The organism is Dactylosporangium sp. NPDC050588, from assembly GCF_040654975.1.
Lineage (GTDB): Bacteria > Actinomycetota > Actinomycetes > Mycobacteriales > Micromonosporaceae > Dactylosporangium > Dactylosporangium maewongense.
Map to the genome: position 1 here is coordinate 68,178 of NZ_JBFAJA010000065.1, position 15,301 is coordinate 83,478.

16 protein-coding genes are annotated in these 15,301 nt (G+C 73.6%); 11 read left to right on the plus strand and 5 right to left on the minus strand.

The genetic code is table 11. The features are described from left to right. Positions 1-30: 30 nt before the first annotated feature. The gene (locus AB0I21_RS37690) at positions 31-2,265 is read left to right on the plus strand and encodes a hypothetical protein (RefSeq protein ID WP_360568478.1); all 2,235 of its coding nucleotides are present in this window, start codon (positions 31-33) and stop codon (positions 2,263-2,265) included. Between the two features lie 17 nt (positions 2,266-2,282). On the opposite strand, the gene AB0I21_RS37695 is transcribed toward AB0I21_RS37690, so the two are convergent. Continuing rightward, the gene (locus AB0I21_RS37695) at positions 2,283-3,560 is read right to left on the minus strand and encodes a DUF4349 domain-containing protein (RefSeq protein WP_360568480.1); all 1,278 of its coding nucleotides are present in this window, start codon (positions 3,558-3,560) and stop codon (positions 2,283-2,285) included. A gap of 143 nt (positions 3,561-3,703) precedes the next feature. Here AB0I21_RS37695 and AB0I21_RS37700 point away from each other — a divergent pair, with 143 nt between their 5' ends. Next, entirely contained in the window at positions 3,704-4,330 is a 627-nt protein-coding gene (locus tag AB0I21_RS37700; RefSeq protein ID WP_360568482.1) for an MBL fold metallo-hydrolase, read from the plus strand. Here AB0I21_RS37700 and AB0I21_RS37705 read toward each other — a convergent pair. Further along, positions 4,327-4,896, minus strand: coding sequence for a 3'-5' exoribonuclease (locus AB0I21_RS37705; protein WP_360568484.1), 570 nt, complete (start codon positions 4,894-4,896; stop codon positions 4,327-4,329). The genes AB0I21_RS37700 and AB0I21_RS37705 overlap by 4 nt on opposite strands. Before the next feature lie 19 nt (positions 4,897-4,915). On the opposite strand from AB0I21_RS37705, the gene AB0I21_RS37710 reads away from it, so the two are divergent. The 3 genes from AB0I21_RS37710 to AB0I21_RS37720 all read left to right on the plus strand — a co-directional run bounded on the left by AB0I21_RS37710 (position 4,916) and on the right by AB0I21_RS37720 (position 7,477). Beyond that, entirely contained in the window at positions 4,916-5,713 is a 798-nt protein-coding gene (locus tag AB0I21_RS37710; RefSeq protein ID WP_360568485.1) for a TolC family protein, read from the plus strand. 70 nt (positions 5,714-5,783) lie between these two features. Next, positions 5,784-6,533: a hypothetical protein gene (locus AB0I21_RS37715; protein ID WP_360568486.1), complete on the plus strand. Its 750-nt coding sequence runs from the start codon at positions 5,784-5,786 to the stop codon at positions 6,531-6,533. Beyond that, complete coding sequence (locus AB0I21_RS37720; protein WP_360568487.1) at positions 6,530-7,477, plus strand: GNAT family N-acetyltransferase; 948 nt, start codon at positions 6,530-6,532, stop codon at positions 7,475-7,477. The genes AB0I21_RS37715 and AB0I21_RS37720 overlap by 4 nt, the downstream gene beginning before the upstream one ends. Before the next feature lie 6 nt (positions 7,478-7,483). Here the strand turns inward: AB0I21_RS37720 and AB0I21_RS37725 are convergent, their stop codons facing one another. Then, a complete protein-coding gene (locus tag AB0I21_RS37725; RefSeq protein WP_344503816.1) occupies positions 7,484-7,939 on the minus strand; it encodes a gamma-glutamylcyclotransferase family protein in 456 nt (151 codons plus the stop codon). Between the two features lie 107 nt (positions 7,940-8,046). Here AB0I21_RS37725 and AB0I21_RS37730 point away from each other — a divergent pair, with 107 nt between their 5' ends. Further along, positions 8,047-9,507 carry an NAD(P)H-quinone dehydrogenase gene (locus AB0I21_RS37730; RefSeq protein ID WP_360568488.1) on the plus strand — a complete coding sequence of 487 codons (1,461 nt, stop codon included), beginning with the start codon at positions 8,047-8,049 and terminating at the stop codon, positions 9,505-9,507. Positions 9,508-9,510: 3 nt separating this feature from the next. Here AB0I21_RS37730 and AB0I21_RS37735 read toward each other — a convergent pair whose 3' ends face one another. Together AB0I21_RS37735 and AB0I21_RS37740 are read right to left on the minus strand one after the other, a co-directional pair. Beyond that, positions 9,511-10,026, minus strand: a complete 516-nt coding sequence (locus AB0I21_RS37735) for a 2'-5' RNA ligase family protein (RefSeq protein WP_360568489.1) — start codon at positions 10,024-10,026, stop codon at positions 9,511-9,513. Next, entirely contained in the window at positions 10,026-10,841 is an 816-nt protein-coding gene (locus AB0I21_RS37740) for a DNA-formamidopyrimidine glycosylase family protein (RefSeq protein ID WP_360568490.1), read from the minus strand. Before AB0I21_RS37740 ends, AB0I21_RS37735 begins: the two co-directional genes overlap by 1 nt. Before the next feature lie 286 nt (positions 10,842-11,127). On the opposite strand from AB0I21_RS37740, the gene thrS reads away from it, so the two are divergent. The 5 genes from thrS (at position 11,128) to AB0I21_RS37765 (ending at position 15,143) form a co-directional block, all read left to right on the plus strand. Continuing rightward, positions 11,128-12,324, plus strand: a complete 1,197-nt coding sequence (thrS, locus tag AB0I21_RS37745) for a threonine--tRNA ligase (RefSeq protein WP_360568491.1) — start codon at positions 11,128-11,130, stop codon at positions 12,322-12,324. Between the two features lie 123 nt (positions 12,325-12,447). After that, entirely contained in the window at positions 12,448-13,242 is a 795-nt protein-coding gene (locus AB0I21_RS37750; RefSeq protein WP_360568492.1) for a DUF3152 domain-containing protein, read from the plus strand. Positions 13,243-13,275: 33 nt separating this feature from the next. Beyond that, a complete protein-coding gene (locus tag AB0I21_RS37755; protein WP_344503809.1) occupies positions 13,276-13,785 on the plus strand; it encodes a SigE family RNA polymerase sigma factor in 510 nt (169 codons plus the stop codon). Further along, positions 13,782-14,744, plus strand: coding sequence for a hypothetical protein (locus tag AB0I21_RS37760; protein ID WP_360568493.1), 963 nt, complete (start codon positions 13,782-13,784; stop codon positions 14,742-14,744). The genes AB0I21_RS37755 and AB0I21_RS37760 overlap by 4 nt, the downstream gene beginning before the upstream one ends. 57 nt (positions 14,745-14,801) lie before the next feature. Further along, positions 14,802-15,143, plus strand: coding sequence for a heavy metal-binding domain-containing protein (locus AB0I21_RS37765; protein ID WP_344503807.1), 342 nt, complete (start codon positions 14,802-14,804; stop codon positions 15,141-15,143). Positions 15,144-15,301: the final 158 nt, after the last annotated feature.

Genomic DNA, 15,301 nt, shown 5'->3' on the forward strand with positions numbered 1-15,301 from the left:
ACAGCGGCCCGCAAGCGGTAGCCATAGGCCGTGGTCACCGAATTGCGGGTGCACGGCGTCACCGGTACCCCGGCCGAGGACGTCCTCGACAGGCCGCTGCTGCGGCGGGTCGCGGGCGACACCGAGGCCGGGTTCTTTCGCCCCCGCGCGGAGTACGGCGCGGTCACCGGCCCGGGCGGCGTGACCCTGGAGGCGTACCGCTGGGGCAACCTCACCGCCGGCGCCGCCGCCCGCGCGCTCTGGCTGCTCCTGCTGCCGTTCATGCTCGCCAACGTGGCGATCTGGCTGCGCCCCGACGTCGGCGTCCGGGCCAGGGCGACGATCCGCGCACTGACCCGCGTCTTCGCGCTGACCATGACCGCGTCGTTCGTGCTGTCGTTCATCGAGATCTCGATGGACCTCGTCGGCTGGCAGTGCGCGGCCCAGGCCCGGTGCCTGGAGGGCCGCGGCTACCTGGCCGTCCTCGTCGACCTGACGACCAGCCGCCGGCTCGCGGTCACCGCCCTGGTCCCGGCCCTCGCGATCGCGTTCCTGTGGTTCCTCGGCCGGCGCACCTGGGCCCGCTACGAGGCGTTCCCGGTCACGACCGACGGCGACGGCGACGGACTCGCCCACCCGTGCTTCTGGAACGGCCGGCCCCTCGTCGGCCGGCTCCGGTCGCTGCACATCGCGGTCGCGTTCGGCACCCTCGACGCGGTGCTGCTCGGGGTCCTCGTGCCACGCGACCGGCACCCGGCCGGCTACGCCCTCGCCGCCGTGACCGCGGTGATCCTGCTGGCGGCGTTTCTCGCGGTGACCCTGACCGCCGTCGTGCACCGCGACGCACCCGCCCGTTGGGCGAAGCCGTTCACCAGGGTCATGAGCCACGCCGCGGTCGTGCTGACCGGCCTCGTCCTCGCGTACAGCTGCCTCGGACGCGACCCGTGGCAGGCGAGCGGCCGGATGCCGGTGTTCAGCGGCACGGTCACCGTGCTCTTCGCCGTGCAGGTCCTGCTCATGCTCGTGCTCGGCGGGGTCGTCCTCGCGACGCGACCACGGGGCACGTTCCTGCAGGGGCTCGCGGGGCCGTTGATCGCGAGCACCGGCCTCGGTGTCGCCGCCGCGTTCGCGGCCGCCATGGCCTACCGGGTCGCCGACCTGCTCAACCGGCGCGCCCTCGCCACCACCGCCGACTACGCCGAGACCCCCTTGCTGCTGGAGCCGCCGCCCGCGTACGAGTGGGCCGCCGCCGGCTTCGTCCTGCTGCTCGTGCTGGCGGTGCTCGTCGGGCTGGTCATGGGGGTGCCGCTGGTGCGCCGCCTGCGCCGGTACGCCCGGGTCGTCACCGACGCCGACTTCCGCGGCGGGCGGCAGCGCGACCCGGAGCGGGCGAGGCACATCGACACCGCAGTCGCCGATGCCCTCGTCACCGACCACGTCGGCCGCATGCTCGTCTGGGTGTTCGTCCCGACCGCCGCGGCCGCGGTCGTCGCCACCGGGTTCGCGCTGCTCGGACGGCGGCCGATCCGGCTCGCGGACTCAGGGTCCGTGGCCGCCGAGGTGATGTCGGCCGTCGTCAACCTGGGCACCTACCTCATCGGCCTGGCCGCGTTCGCGCTCGTGTTCATCGGTGTGCTGGCGTACCGGTATCAGCGCTTCCGCCGGATCGTCGGCGTGCTCTGGGACCTCGGCACGTTCTGGCCCCGGTCCGCGCACCCTCTCGCGCCGCCCTGCTACGCCGAGCGGGTCGTGCCGGAGCTCGCCCGCCGCGCCGGGTGGCTCGCCGCCGAGCAGGGCGGGGTCATCCTGTCCGGGCACAGCCAGGGCAGCGTCCTGGCCGCCGCGACCGTCCTGCAACTGCCCCCGGAGGCGCAGGCGAGGACCACGCTGCTGACTTACGGTTCGCCGCTGCGCCGCCTGTACGCGAGGTTCTTCCCCGCCTACGTCAACGACGCGGTGCTGGGACGGATCGGCGCGGTGCTGGCCCGCGCGGAGGATGGCGTCCTCGACGCGGGTCAGCACAGCCCCCGTTGGGTCAACCTCTGGCGGGACACCGATCCGATCGGCGGCCCGGTGCAGTCGCCCACCGCACGGGATGTGCGGCTGGCCGACCCGCCGGGATTCGACATCGCCGCGGGTGACACGGTGTTCCCCAAGGTCGACGGCCACTCCGGCTACCAGCTGCGCCCCGCCTTCGGCGCCGCGGTCACCGGGCTCGTCGCGGTCCTGTCGGAGGGCCCGGACGAGACACCGACGGCCGCCAACCCGCCGGTGTCCGCGTCCTGAGACCTGGCGAAGGACGTTCAGCTGTCCTTCGGGTCGTCCTCGTCCCGCTTCGACAGCGCCGGGAACGGCGGCACCGGCGACCCTGACGGCGACCCGGACTCCGCGCCAGCGGAGGCACCGGCCGCGGGCGGCCCGGACACGGGACCGGCGGCGGGCGACACCGGATCAGGACCGGCGGCCGGCGCCGCGGCGCCAGGGGCGGCGGTGCGCGGCGCGGGAACGGGACCGGCAGCGGGCGGCGCGGAGACCGGACCACGACCCGCCGCGACCGAGCCACCGGGCGCCCCGGAGGCGGCGGAGGCGGGCCCGTGCGCCGGCCGCGGCGCGACCGGGAACGCCGGCGCCGGCGGGCTCCAGCCCGGCAGCGGGCCACCCTGCTGGGCGAGCGCGAGCGCCGGCCGCTTCGGACGGAACCGGCGGACCAGCCGCACCAGCAGGTACAGCGGCACCCCCAGCAGCAGGACCCACGGCGCCAGCCAGCCCAGCACCGTCAGCGCGACCTGCAGCGAGGCCAGGAACGCCTTCATGCCCTCCTTGAAGCCCGCCACGATCCCGATCTCGTCCTTGTCGCGGGTGATCGCCGCCTCGGGCCCGAGCAGCTGCAGCGTGATGGTGGACAGCGCGGTCAGCCCGTCGAGCTTGCGCTTGCGGGCCTGCAGGGACTCCAGGTCGGACAGGCGGCGCGACAGCTCCGACTCCAGCGACGTGATCTCGCCGATCGTGGTCGCCTTCGCCAGGAGCGCCCGGATGCGGTCGACGCTCGCCGAGGCGTTGTCCAGCCGCGCCTGGACGTCCACGACCTGGTCGGTCACGTCCTGCGCGTTGACGGTGCGGCTCTCCTCGTCGCCGAGCTCCTTGAGCTGCTCCAGCGTCGTGGTGAACTTCGGCGCCGGGACGCGCAGGACCAGCGTGCCCGTGGAGCGGCGGTCGTCGCTGCGCCGGTTGTCGCCGCCGACGAAGCCGCCCGCCGCGGTGGCGAGCGCGATCGCCTTCGCGGCCGCGTCGTCGACGTTGTCGACGCGGACGGTCATCGTGCCGGCGTAGATGATCGAACGGTCCTCGACGTCGATGTTGTCGGGGGCCTTGTTGGCGTTGGGGTCCTGGACGGGCTGCTTCGCGGGGCCGGCACCGGGGCCGCCGCCCTCCTGCGCCATGCCGCCGGCCGCGGGTGCGACCGCGCGGTCCGCCGAGCTCGTGCTGGCGGAGTCGTTCTTGTCGGCCGCGCAGCCGCTCACCGCGACGAGCAGCGCGGCACCCGCCGCCGTGAGGAACAGTCTGGTGCGCCTGACTGACATGACGCCTCCTGGGTAGGGTCGATCGGAGGGATCGAACTGCACCCTGGGACGCAGCCGGGCGCCGCTCCGGTTCCCGGGCGGACAGTCACGGTTGTGACACAGCGAAGCAACGAAAAGCACGGAGACCGACGGGAGACGGACCGATGCTCATCACCAAGTTCACCCATGCCTGCCTGCGGATCGAGCACGACGGCGGGGTTCTGGTGATCGACCCCGGCGTCTTCACCGAGGCGGAGGCCCTCGACGGCGCCGACGCCGTGCTCATCACCCACGAGCACATGGACCACGTCGACATCGACGCGCTGCGGGCCCTGAAGCGGCCCGAGCTGACCGTGCACACCCACGCCGACGTCGAGGCGCAGCTGAGCGACCTCGACGCCGACATCTACGCGGTCGAGCCGGGTGACACGTTCGTCGCGGCCGGGATGACGGTCCGCGCGCACGGCGGGCGGCACGCCGTCATCCACCCCGACATCCCCCGGATCGCCAACATCGGCTTCGTGATCGACACGCCCGACGGCCCGCTGTACCACCCGGGCGACGCGTTCCACGTGCCCGACGAGCGGATCGCGACGCTCTTCGTGCCGGTGTCGGCGCCGTGGCTGAAGCTCGCCGAGGCGATCGACTTCACCCGGGCGGTCGCGCCGGAGCGGGCCTACGCGCTGCACGACAGCCTGCTCGTGGACGCCGGTCAGCAGATGGTCACCGGGCACATGACGAGGCTGTCCGGCACCCGGTACACCAGGCTGGAACCCGGCACGTCGATCTAACGCTCCCAGTTCATGAGGTTGGCGAAGAGCTCCGCCTGCTCGATCGCGTCGTCGAGCGCGTGGTGGGTGTGCCGGCGCTTCGACAGCAGGTGCGCCGGCATGCGGCTCTTCACGGCCGCGCCGATCGGGACGCCCGCGCGGACCGCGTAGAGCGTCTTGATGTCCAGGCAGCCGGAGTGGCCGAAGACGCTGCTGCCGGTGAAGCGCAGCAGGTACCAGTAGAGGAACATCCAGTCGAACACGGCCGGATAGGCCACGATCACCGGCCGCTCCTTGCCCGCCGTGCGGGTCACCCAGTCGCTGAGCTCGCCCATCGCCGCGGCCGGGTCGGCGCCGTCGCGCAGCAGCGCCGCCCGGTCGAGGCCGGACACGGCGAGCGCCTCGGGGACGAAGTCGTCGCTGATCGGGCGCAGCTCCCGGTAGAAGGTCTCGGCGGCCGGGTCCGCGGCCCTGAACTCCCCGTCGGACCGCCCGGCGACGGCCAGGCCGACGCTCACCATCGAGTACGGCCCCGGGATCGGGCCGTCGGCCTCGACATCGAGGGAGAAATAGACGTCCGCGCGCATCCGCTGATCCTACGATCGGATGGTGGACGATGCGCTCGCCGCCGCGGTGGCCAGGCTGTACTCGGCGCCGCCGGAGGATTTCGTCGCGATCCGGTCCGAGGAGGTCGCGAAGGCCCGCAAGGCGCGCGACACCCGCCTGGCGAAGGAGATCGGCGCGCTGCGCAAGCCGACCGTCGCCGCGTGGCTGGTCAACCTGCTCGCCCACGAGCGGCCCGACCTGGTCGAGGAGCTGCTGGAGCTGGGCGGCCAGCTCCGCGAGGCCCAGCGTGACCTGCGCGGCGCCGAGCTGCGCGAGCTGTCCACCCGCCGCCGGGCGACCGTCAGCGCCCTCGCCAAGCAGGCCGCGCAGCTCGCCGGCCGCGGCGAAACGGCCCTGGCCGAGGTGGAGGGCACCCTCGCGGCAGCGCTCGCCGATGCGGCCGCCGCTGCGTCGGTACAGGAGGGACGGCTGACGAAGTCGCTCGAATACACCGGATTCGGGGAGACCCCGCGACCGCAGCTGCGACTGGTCCAGGGCGGCGACGAGCAGCCCGGCCTGAGCACCGTCACCGCGAAACGGTCCACGCCGACGCAGGACGACCGGGAGCAGCGCGCCGAGGCGCGGCGGCGGGAGGAGGAGCGGCGCCGCGCCGAGGAGGAGCACGCCCGGGTCGTCAAGCAGGCCCGCCGCGAGCTGATGACGGCGCTGCAGCAGCTGACCGACGCGGAGACCGCGAAGTCGGAGGCGGAGCGCGCGGTCGCCGCCGCGGAGAAAGCCATCAAATCAGCCGAGAAGCGGGTGAAACTCGCACAGGACGCCCTCGCGGACCTGTCCTGAACGCGACCCGGCGCATCGCCACGAACGAGTGGCTACTCTGTGATCCACCCGAGCGGGCAGAATGAGCCGGGTGACTCCCGAGCAGGCGGCAGCGGCGGCGAAGCAGGCCGTCCTGATGCTGGGCGGCGCCTTCAGCGACGACCCCAAGACCATGCGCCGGGCTCGGCAGATCGGGCTCACCGGCTGGGCGTTCTACGTCGCCGGACGCGGCGGCGCCCTCGGCGACGTGCGGGCCGACACGGTCGCCGCGGCGCTCGGCTTCATCGCACCCGACGCGGTGCAGGACGGCTGGGACGCGGCCCGCAAGGTCGCCCCGCCCGAGCAGATCGCCGCGGACAACCTCGACGAGTGCTGCCGGTGGGGCCGCGAGCACCTGGAGAGCTTCTACGCGCTGCCGAAGCTGGTCGAGCTCGCCGAGCGGGTCGTCGTCAGCGCCGAGACGGCGGGCATGCCGCTGTTCGCGGCGTGGCGGGCGATGCCGCTGCCCGACGACTCGCCCGGCGCCCGCGCCGCCGTCCTGGCGCACCTGCTGCGCGAGCACCGCGGCGCGGCGCACCTCCTCGCGATCCGCGCCAGCGGGCTGAGCCCCCTGGAGGCGATCATCGCTGGGCCGGAGGGCGAGTCGGGCGCGACGGCGTTCGGCTGGCAGCCGCCGTTCCCGCCGTTCGAGCCGCTGGTGCGCCGCCGCAGCTGGGCCGAGGCCCTCACCGACCGGATCGCCGGCGAGGCGTTCCGCGCGCTCGCACCCACGGAGCGCATCGAACTGGTCAACCTGCTCGACGCGGCGGTGACCACCGTCCGGGAGGCGACACCCGTATGACCGCACTGCCGGGACTCGACGGCTGGACCGTGCGCGGCTGCACGCTGCGCGACGTGCCGGCGATCCTCGCGATCACCCGCGCCGGCGACATCGCCGCGCTCGGCGAGCCGGACTGGTCCGAGGACGAGATCGTGGAGACGCTCACGGCCCCCGCGGAGGACCCCGCGGTCGACACGTGGCTCGCCGCCGGGCCCGACGGCGAGCCGGTCGCCTGGGCCTATGTCGACAACCCGCAGCGCGGCCCCCGCAACAACGTGGAGCTCTACGGCTGGCCCGGTCGGGGTGAGCCCGCCTACGGCCCGCTGCTGGAGCTCGCCCTGGTCCGGGCCGCCGAGCGCGCCCGCCGCAACGGCTTCGAGCGGGGTGTCCTGCGCGCCGGGACGCTCGCCTCGGAGACGGCGCTGGTGGCGGTACTGGAGGCGCACGGCTTCTCGTTCGTCAAACGCCACGCGCGCATGACCCGCCCGCTCGGCGGCGACGAGCGGGCTCCCGAAGGGTTCGACATCCGGCCGGTGCACCCCGACGAGCTGCCGCGCTTCCACGAGGTGCTCGAGTCCGCGTTCGCCGACACGCCCGACTTCCAGCCGACGGCCTACGCGGACTGGCGGACGGCGCTCGACAGCCTGCCGTCGATCAGCTGGGACGAGTGGTTCGTGGCCCTCGCCGGCGGCGAGATCGTGGGCGTGCTCCAGTCCGCCGACCAGGCCCTCGAGCGCGGCGAAGGCTGGGTCAAGAACCTGGCCGTGCTGCGCGGGCACCGCAAGACCGGCATCGGCGGCGCGCTGCTGCGCACCGCCTTCGCGGCCTACGCGGCGAAGGGGCGGGCCACCGCCGGGCTCGGCGTCGACCTGACCAACCCGACGGGCGCCTACCACCTCTACACCGGGGTCGGCATGAGGGTGGTCTTCGCCGCGGACGTCTACGAGCGGGCGCTCCTCCTGTAAGCCGCGCTAGGGCATCGCGGTCTTGGTGGGGCGGGCCCGCAGCGCTTCGAGGTAGTCCGCGGGCGCGCCGGCCTTCGCGGCCGCGTTGGCGATCTCCGCGAGATACCACGCGGTCGGCAGTCCGCCCTCGTACCCGTTGAAGACGTACACCCACGCGGTCGCGTCGCCGTCGAGCGTGGCGACCCGCAGGTGCAGCTTCTGGTACGTGCCGGCGAGCTGCCCCTCGACCTCGTCGAGCTGCTTCTCGTCGTTGGGGTGGACGTCGTAGAGCGCGACGAAGACCCGGTCGCCGGGCGACTCGACGATCGTGGTGACCGAGCCCTCCCAGCCGAGGACATCCTCACCGGCGAACGTCAGCCGCCAGCCTTCCAGCCAGCCGGTGCCGATCATCGGCGAATACGGACAGTAGGCCCGCATGCGGGCTGGGTCCAGGTTCGAGCCATACGCGGCGTAATGACGCACGGCGATGACGATAAACCCGCTGGGGTGCGGGAGAGAATACTGCAGAGCGTGTCGGATTCGGATCCACTCGTCGGCGCGTTGCGGCCGTTCGGCTGGGTCGCTGCTCAGTGGCGTATGCCGCCGGGCGACAATGTGCGGCAGGAGTCGGGGAAGGGGTGGCGTTCGTGGGCCGGATCGTGATCATCGGAGGGGGCCCGGCGGGCTACGAGGCGGCCCTGGTCGCCGCGCAGCTCGGCGCCGAGGTCACCGTGATCGAGGCCGAAGGCGCTGGTGGCGCGTGCGTGCTGCACGACTGCGTGCCGTCCAAGACGTTCATCGCCAGCTCCAGCGTGGTCACCGCGCACCTGGACACCGAGGAGTTCGGGGTCATGGGGCCGCCCGGCGACGACGTGCGCGTGGACGGCCCGGCGGTGCACCGGCGGGTCAAGCGGCTGGCCGCGGCGCAGTCCAGCGACATCCACTCGAAGCTCGTCAAGGCAGGTGTCGAGTTCGTCACGGGCACTGCCCGCCTCGGTGAGGACACGCTGGGTCACACCCATGCGGTGCAGATCACACCCGCGGGCGGTGACGCTCCGTATGTGATCGCGGCCTCAACGGTACTGCTGGCGTCCGGTGCGACCCCGCGGGTGCTGCCGACCGCGACGCCCGACGGCGAGCGCATCCTCGACTGGCGCCAGGTCTACGACCTGCCCCAGCTGCCAGAACACCTGATCGTCGTCGGCTCCGGCGTGACCGGCGCGGAGTTCGCGTCGGCGTATCTGGCGATGGGCATCGACGTGACCCTCGTCTCCAGCCGCGACCGGGTCATGCCGCACGAGGACCCCGACGCCGCGATGGCGATCGAGCGGGTGTTCCGCGCCCGGGGCATGACGATCCTCAACAACTCCCGCGCCGCGGCCGCCCGCCGGGTCGACGGCGGCGTCGTGGTCGAGCTCGCCGACGGTCGCTCGGTCGAGGGTTCGCACGTCCTGATGGCGGTCGGCTCGGTGCCGCAGACGGCCGCGCTCGGTCTGACGGAGTACGGCGTCGAGGTCGCTCCCGGCGGCTACGTCACCGTCGACCGGGTCTCCCGCACCAACGTGCCGGGCATCTACGCGGCCGGCGACTGCACCGGGCTGCTGCCCCTGGCCAGCGTCGCCGCCATGCAGGGCCGGATCGCGATGTGGCACGCCCTCGGCGAGGCGGTCGCCCCGCTGAAGCTGCGCACCGTCGCCGCCAACGTGTTCACCGACCCGGAGCTCGCCTCCGTCGGCATCACCCAGTCCGACATCGACAGCGGCCGGGTCCCGGCCCGCTCGGTCATGCTGCCCCTGGCCGGCAACGCCCGCGCCAAGATGGACGGCCTCGACGACGGGTTCGTGAAGATCTTCTGCCGCCCCGCGTCGGGCCTCGTCGTCGGCGGCGTCGTCGTCGCCCCCAAGGCCAGCGAGCTGATCATGCCGATCGCCATGGCGGTGGAGAACCATCTGAGCGTCGACCAGCTCGCCCACACGATCACGATCTACCCGTCGATCTCCGGCTCCGTCGCCGAGGCCGCCCGCCAGCTCATGCTCCACGCGGCGGACTGAGCGTCACGGGAGTTCCCGATAGATGTCGCGGGCGTAGTCGACGACCGCGGCCTTCTTGACGGTGGCCTCGATCGGGAGGACCTCCAGGCAGCGGCGCAGCGCGTCGGTGAGGATCGGGCGGGGCACCCGCATGGAGACGGTGCAGTGCGGGACCCACTCGCCGGGGTCGTACAGGGGCAGCCCCTCGATCCCGGCGCTGGTGAGGTGGCGCCAGACCTCGGCCTGGTGCCGCATCAGGTCCGGGGTCGGCGCCAGGCCCAGGAACACGACCCGCCCGACGAACACCCCGGCGAACTGGAAGTTCAGGCGCAGCGGCGCGGCGACGCGCACCGGCTTGAGCGCCTCGACGACCGCGTCGGGGTCGAGCGCCCGGGCGCTGATCAGCGAGACGTGCGGCCGGTGCTTGCCGTCGTGCGGCGTCCGCAGCGTCTGTACGCCGAGATCCTCCAGCAGGTCCCACAGGACGCGGATGCGGCGGGTCGCGCGCTCGTCGAGGTGCAGTTCCAGGGCGGCGACCATCAGCGGGTCCTCTGGCAGACCCGGCACCAGTACGCGTTGCGGGCGTTGACCTCCGCCGTCTGCACGGGCGTGCCGCAGACGAGGCAGGGCTGGTTCGTGCGGCGGTACACGTAGACCTCGCCGCCGTGCCGGTCGACGCGCGGGGCACGGCCCATCGCCTCGGGCAGGTGGATGCTGTGGACGGTGTCGATGCGGCCGTCCTCGACTCCGGTGCGCATCAGGGTCCGCAGGTCCTGCCAGATCGCGTCCCACCGCGGGCGGGTCAGCCGCCGGCCGGCGACCGTCGGGCGCAGGCCGGCCCGGAAGAGGGCCTCGGTCACGTAGATCAGCCCGGCGCCGGCCACGATCGACTGGTCCATGAGCAGCGCCATGAGCGGCCGGTCCGACTTCTTGATGGCCTTGAACGCCTTGACGCCGCCGTCGTCCTCCTCGGCGAGCGGGTCGGGGCCGAGACGGGCGTGCAGGGCGTCGACCTGGAATGGGTCGAGCAGCTCGCAGGCCGTCGGGCCGCGCAGGTCGAGCCAGTGCTCGCCGTTCGCCATCCGCAGCCGCACCTCACCGACCGCCGGCGGGGGGTCGCCGTCGCCGTCGGTGAACTTGCCGTACAGGCCCAGGTGGACGTGCAGCGTGACGTCGCCCTCGTACTGGTGGAGCAGGTGCTTGCCGTGCGCCGCCGTGTCGAGCAGCACCCGCCCGTCGACCTGGGCGGCGCCGGCGGCGAACCGGCCCTGCGGGCTGCTGACGGCGACGGGCCGGCCCGCGAACAGCTTGCGGTGCCGCTCGGCGAGACGGTGGATGGTGTGACCTTCAGGCACCGCACGTTTATACCCGTCGCGCCTTCCGAACGGCGCGCTATTCTTCCGGGCATGAGCGGCCCGCAGCGAAGCGAGGAGCCGCGAATCAGCAGCGCGGGTCTGACTCAGGCCGGCGCCGGAGCGCAGCGGAGGTGACGGCATGAGTCACAGCGCACTGTTCACGACGACGCCGGGCCTTCCCCGGCGGCGCTGACACTCACCTGTTCTCAGCCAAGCTCCGGGGCGCCCGCGCTCCGGAGCTTTTTCGTGCGCGGCGCCCCCTTGTCGCATCAAGGGAGTCAAGACCATGCAGGACCATCGCAAGCTCGGCCGCGACCTCGAGCTCTTCCACTCCGACCCGCTCGTCGGCGCGGGGCTGCCGCTGTGGCTGCCCGCCGGCGCCGCCGCCCGCCGCGCCGTCGAGGACTACCTCCACGCCCTCGAACGCCGCAACGGCTACCAGCACGTCTACTCGCCGCCCCTGGCCAAGCAGGAGATGTACCTCAGATCGGGGCACCTGCCACACTTCGCCGACGACATGTTCCCGCCGATGGCGCTCAGCGAGCACGACGCGTTCGTGCTGCGGCCGAGCCTCTGCCCGCACCACGCGGCGGTCTTCGGGGCGCGCGGCCGCTCCTACCGGGAGCTGCCGCTGCGCATCGGTGAGACCGGCGGGCAGTACCGCGCGGAACGCTCCGGCGTCCTCGGCGGGCTGTCGCGCGTGCGGGCGATCTCCCTCAACGACGGGCACGTCTTCTGCGCCGAGGAGCAGGTGCGCGACGAGGTCGTCGAGGCGCTGCGGCTCATGCGGGTGGCGCACGCCGCGCTCGGCTTCGAGCCGTCGTCGTTCCGGCTGTCGCTGCGCGGCGAGGGCGGGAAGTATGTCGATGACCCCGAGATGTGGGCGGCGGCGTCGTCGGTACTGCGGGAAGCCCTGGACATCGCGGGCGTGTCCTACGTGGAGGCACCCGGCGAGGCGGCCTTCTACGGGCCGAAGATCGACGTGCAGCTGGTGGATCACGCCGGGCGGGAGAGCACCCTCGCGACCGTGCAGGTCGACTACTTCCAGCCGGCCCGCTTCGACCTGTCCTACGTGGACGCCGGCGGTGAGCGGCGGCGCCCCGTGATGGTGCACCGCAGCGCGGCGGGCAGCATGGAGCGGCTCTTCGCGCACCTGATCGAGGTGCACGACGGGGCGTTCCCCGCCTGGTTCGCACCGCTGCAGGTCGCCGTCCTCCCCGTCGCCGACGCGCAGGCCGGCGGCGACTTCGTGCGCGCCTGCCGGGCCGCCGACCTGCGGGTCGAGGAGTGGCCCGCGGGCAGCCTGGGCGCGCGGATCCGGCAGGCGGCGGCGCGGAAGGTGCCGTTCGTCGCGGTCGTGGGGGAGCGGGAGGCGGCCGGCGGCTCGGTCTCGCTGCGCTCGCGGGACCCCGGGGCGCTGTCGGGGGTGCTGCCGGTCGCCGCGGCCGTCGCGGGCCTGTCGGAGGTGTGTGCCGCGCCATGAAGCGCGCCGCGCTGATGCGCGGGGTGTGTGCCGCGTCGTGAGCCGGGCTGGTGCGCGGGGTGTGTGCCGCGCCATAGGCGGGTGTCATAAACAGGCGGACGGGGGCGGTGCGTCAGTCCCGGTGTGCGGATCTTCCCGACCATCGTGACGCTCGCCCTCGTGGCCGGCTGCTCGTCCACGCCGTCCTTCTCGGCGTCGGCCGCCTCGCCCGCCCCGTCGATCGCGTCCTCGCCCCCTTCCCCGCCCCCGTCCCCGCCACCGTTGTCGCCGGCGGCGGCACCGTCGTCGCGGGGACCGGCCACGACCGACGTGCCGGTGATCCGGTTCCCCGTCGACGGCGGCGGCACGTTCGGCTTCGCCACCGCCGGCGGGCCCGCCATCGGGACGAAGGGCAGGCTGCTGACCTACCGGATCGGGGTGGAGCACGGCATCACCGGCGTCGACGCGGCCACGTTCGGCGACGCCGTCGAGCTGATCTTCACCGACCCGCGCAGCTGGCCCGGCACCGGCAACTGGCGGCTGCGCCGGGCCGGGCAGAGCGAGGCGTTCGACTTCACCATCTACCTCGCCACCCCCGCGACCCGCGACGTGCTGTGCGGTGGCGGCTACGACCGGTACACCTCCTGCAGGAACGGCAACACCGTCGTCGTCAACGTGGCCCGCTGGGCCCGCGGCATCCCCGGCTACGGCGCCGACCTCACCGCCTACCGGGCCTACGTCGTCAACCACGAGACCGGCCACCGCCTCGGCCGCGGCCACGAGCTGTGCCCCGGCCCGGGCCGGCCCGCCCCCGTCATGCAGCAGCAGACCCTCGGCCTGCACGGCTGCGTCGCCAACCCGTGGCCGATCGTCGACGGCCGGCCTTACGCCGGGCGCTCCGGCCAGTACGACGACCCAACTCCGTCGGAACAGCCATAAACGCCCGACCCCACCGGCAACGTCAAGGAAGACATGCAGGACTTCGACGAATTCGTGACGGTGCGCAGCGCGGCGCTGCTCCGGTTCGCGTACCTGCTGACCGGCGACCGGCACCTGGCCGAGGACCTGACTCAGGAGGCGCTCGTCCGGGCGCACCGCCGCTGGCACGCGATCACCGGCGACGAGGGTCCCGAGCCCTACGTCCGCCGGGCGGTCCTGCGGCAGTACCTGTCGTGGCGGCGCCGCCGCGCGAGCACCGAACGGCCGGTCGCCGACCCGCCCGACGGCGCGCCGCCCGGCTCCTCGCCCGACGCGCTCGCCGACCGGGTCGTCGACGCGGACGAGATGTGGACGGCGTTGAACGCGCTGCCCCGCTCCCAGCGCGCCGTCGTGGTCCTGCGGTACTACGAGGACCTCCCCGACGCCGAGATCGCCAGGCTGCTGGGCTGCGCCCAGGCGACCGTCCGCGTCCACGCGTTCCACGCGCTGCACAAGCTCCGGTCGGCACTGACCCCCGTCCCACTCCGCAGAGGCGAGCCATGAACGACCTTTCCCCGCAGCGCGGTGCGGTGAGCGACGTCGAGCAGCGCGTCCGTGACCTGATGCACCGCCACGCCGCCGAGGCCCCGGCCGGGGCGGCGCTGCTCACGGTCGTGCGCGCGGAGAGCCGCCGGCGCGCGCGGCGGACCCGCGTCGTGGTCGGCGCGGTCGTCGCCGTGCTGGCCACCGTCGGGGTCACCGTGCCGCTGCGGCTCGCGGCCGCCCCGATGGCGGTGGCCGCGCCGTCGGTGCTGGCCTCGCCGTCCGGCCCGCTGACGGTCACGTTCCCGCTCAGCCCGCCACCGTCGGGCACCGCTCCCGAGGTACGCCTCGCCGCCGGACTCCCGACGCTCAGCCATCCCCTGCCGGACGCCGCCGCCACCGCCACGCTGACGGTCAGCCCGACCCGCCCGCTCGCGATCGGGACCGAGCGGATCATGGTCCGCGGTGTCATGGGGTACACCGCGGAGTCCGCCGACACGGGGACCTCCCTGATCTGGCAGGAGGCGCCCGGGCAGTGGTTCGAGCTGCGCGCGTCCCCCGCCGTGCCGGTCGACCGGCTCGCCGGGTTCGCCAAGGGCCTCCTGCCGCAGCCGGTGAGCGTGCCGGCGCCGTTCACGTTCGCGCTGGTCCCCGACGGGTACACGGTCGACAACATCAGCCCGGCCGCCGTCACCTTCTGCCCGCCGGACGTCACCGCCGATGAGACCTTCGTCGGCAAGCTCACCGTGATGCTGGGCGTGACCGGCGAGCTGTCCACGGGCCGCGCGGTCGACGTCGCGGGCCGCCCCGGCATCCTGACCGACCCGGTCGACGGCTTCTTCTCGCTGCAGGTCGACCTCGGCGACGGCCGGCTGCTCGTGATCCAGTCCGCGACGCCCGTACCGCTGCCGGAGCCCGACCTGATCCGCTTCGCGGCGGGCATCACGGTCAACCCCAACGCCACTCCCGGGCAGGGCTGAGAGGGTGGTTCCCAGTAGATCCACCCTAAACCGTACATATGTGCATACGATTCATATGTGCTGGTTGTAACGACTGAGGGTTTACCGGGGTACGAGATCACGACCGTGCTCGGCGAGGTGCTCGGGGTGTGCGCGACGTCACGGAACCCGTTCGCCGCGGGGCTACGCTCGACCGAGGGCGGCCCAGGCCTCGACATGTCCCAGTTCCTCGTGCAGACCCGTGCGCGCGCCGTCGGTCAGATGGTCCACGTCGCCGAGCAGCGCGGCGCCAACGCCGTCGTCGGCATGCGCTTCGACCACCGCGACTTCACCAACACCTGGGCCGAACTGTGCGCCTACGGCACCGCCGTCGTCGCCGTCCCCCTCCACGCCAGCACAGGCGCCCACGCCGCACCGTAATTCCCCGCTGTGCTTCCGACCCACCGCTGCGCGGCGGGTCCCGGCGGGGACTCTCACCCGACCGCTGTGCTTCCGCCCCACCGCTGCGCGGCGGGTCCCGGCGGGGATTCTCACCCGCACCCCAATGCGCCGCTCCGCGACGCACTGCCCGCGCCGAG